Below are 1,388 nucleotides of genomic sequence, written 5' to 3'. Positions count from 1 at the left end.
TTTGTAGTGTAGCCTTGGAAGTTTCTGTGTAGTTCACCTTTTTTTATCGCTTTAAAGAGATCATCTTCAGGTTTTGCAAAGTGGTCCATTCCTATCATTTTGTAGCCGTTTGACGTTAAAAAATCAATAGTGTACTGCATGATTTGAAGCTTCTCATCAGGCAGAGGAAGCGTCGTCTCATCAATCTTTCGCATCGTCTTTTTCATCCAAGGCACATGGGCATAGTTAAAGACCGCAAATCTATCCGGATCCAGTGTAATAGCAAGAGCGAGCGTCTCTTTAAAAGTCTCTAGTGACTGAAAAGGGAGCCCGTAAATGAGGTCCACGTTGACAGATACCATGTTGTACTTTCTAGCCAAGTCCATCGCATATTTTGTGATGTCATAGGGCTGAACACGGTGCACCGCAATCTGAACTTTTTCATTAAAATCTTGAATACCGAAGCTTACGCGGTTAAAACCGTTATCGCTTAAAACCTTCATCTGATCCTCATCAATATGACGCGGATCTATCTCACAGCTAACCTCTGCATCATCTACAAAATTAGGGAAAAAAGAGCGTATCTCTTTGATAACCTCATCAAGCTGTGCCGCGCTAAAAAATGTAGGTGTTCCGCCGCCAAAATGCATCTGAATCACACTACGAGAGCAGTTTACATGTGAAGAGAGTATCTTTAGCTCTCTTTTGAGATAGTCCATATAACGGAGCATCTTGTCCTCTTTGGAGGTAAAGACAACATTACAGCCGCAGAAATAACATGCATTTTTACAAAAAGGGAGGTGAAAATATAAACTAAGAGGACGAGAAGAATCTTGAGATTTTAACTTTTGAATATACTCATCATAACCAAAAGAGTCATTAAACTCCAACGCCGTAGGATAACTGGTATAACGAGGCCCCGGTTTTGAGTACTTTGTAAATTTTGCAAAATCTAGCATATTTGTCCTTGCATAGCTTGTTTATATTTTATAATTGTGGTGATTATCTCTAAAAAGTGTTGAAATAATGATAAATTTATATTATTAAAGTTCTAAATCTTCCATTTCCAATAACCGAGCTCTTTTCTTAGCCTAAAGTTTCTAAGCAGATTGAGCGGCTTTTTTTTCTTAGGAATGTTTTCGCCTTCTAACATCTTCTCAACGGCTTTAAGCACTCTGTCACTTGATTTGCCGTCTATATATGGGTGAAACTGCATTACGCTTTTTTCTATATTTTCCCTGTTTATATCCAAATTATCCAAAACTGACAAAATTGTTTCTTCAAGCTTCTCAATATCTTCTACGTTTATCAATTCCGGAGCATCTTTTTCTGTTTGAAAGGTTATAACAGGTTTTAGCTGGGTTAAATATTCATATATAATTGAAGATGTATCACACAGCATCAAGTCA

The 1,388-nt window shown here is 37.4% G+C and carries 2 protein-coding genes; both read right to left on the bottom strand.

From position 1 onward, the window contains the following. A partial coding sequence (gene hemN / locus RQ763_RS11730) for an oxygen-independent coproporphyrinogen III oxidase (RefSeq protein ID WP_314153175.1) occupies positions 1–938 on the bottom strand: 938 nt, incomplete at its 3' end. 92 nt (positions 939–1,030) lie between these two features. After that, the coding region (locus tag RQ763_RS11725; protein ID WP_314153173.1) for a CDP-glycerol glycerophosphotransferase family protein at positions 1,031–1,388 on the bottom strand (358 nt) is incomplete at its 5' end.

The organism is Sulfurimonas sp., assembly GCF_032250635.1.
In the GTDB taxonomy this organism is placed as follows: Bacteria; Campylobacterota; Campylobacteria; order Campylobacterales; family Sulfurimonadaceae; genus Sulfurimonas.
This window is presented reverse-complemented; position numbering and strand designations above follow the sequence as displayed.